Source organism: Photobacterium rosenbergii (assembly GCF_003026455.1).
Lineage (GTDB): Bacteria > Pseudomonadota > Gammaproteobacteria > Enterobacterales > Vibrionaceae > Photobacterium > Photobacterium rosenbergii.
Genome location: NZ_PYMB01000071.1, coordinates 1 through 576, shown reverse-complemented (window position 1 = coordinate 576; position 576 = coordinate 1). Strand labels below are relative to the sequence as shown.

Here is a 576-nt window from a genome sequence, read left to right as displayed (position 1 = left end):
GCTTGGCGACCATAGCATTATGGACCCACCTGATCCCATGCCGAACTCAGTAGTGAAACGTAATAGCGCCGATGGTAGTGTGGGGCCTCCCCATGTGAGAGTAGGACATCGCCAGGCTTCCAATTTAGTGCGGAGTGGTAGTTCAGTTGGTTAGAATACCGGCCTGTCACGCCGGGGGTCGCGGGTTCGAGTCCCGTCCACTCCGCCAATCATTAAGTCCCTAGCAGCAATGCTGGGGATTTTTTGTATGTGCACTACAGAGCGGTAGTTCAGTTGGTTAGCCTATTTACCTTGAAAGCAGCGGCCTGTCACGCTGCCGAAGGCATTCGCGGGTTCGAGTCCCGTCCGCTCCGCCACTTATACTAAGCCCGAGTCTTACGACTCGGGCTTTTTTACGTTTGGCCTTCGGCAAACGTAAGGCCCTGGGAAGAGCGGGCCCTGGGCTCGGGGTGAAGTGACCCCCTAAAAGTAGACACCTCTTTATTAGGAATAAGAGGTGATTATATGAAAGTTGTTACTAGACGAAGCTTTACCGACGAATTCAAGCTTGCTGCAGTTCAAGAATCTATCGATTCC

1 tRNA gene and 1 rRNA gene are annotated in these 576 nt (G+C 52.6%); both read left to right on the top strand.

Going from position 1 to position 576, the window contains the following annotated elements:
* Position 1 precedes the first annotated feature (1 nt).
* A 5S ribosomal RNA gene (rrf, locus tag C9J01_RS29465) occupies positions 2–117 on the top strand.
* Between the two features lie 14 nt (positions 118–131).
* Positions 132–208: transfer RNA gene (locus C9J01_RS29460), tRNA-Asp, on the top strand.
* The last annotated feature ends 368 nt before the right edge of the window (positions 209–576 follow it).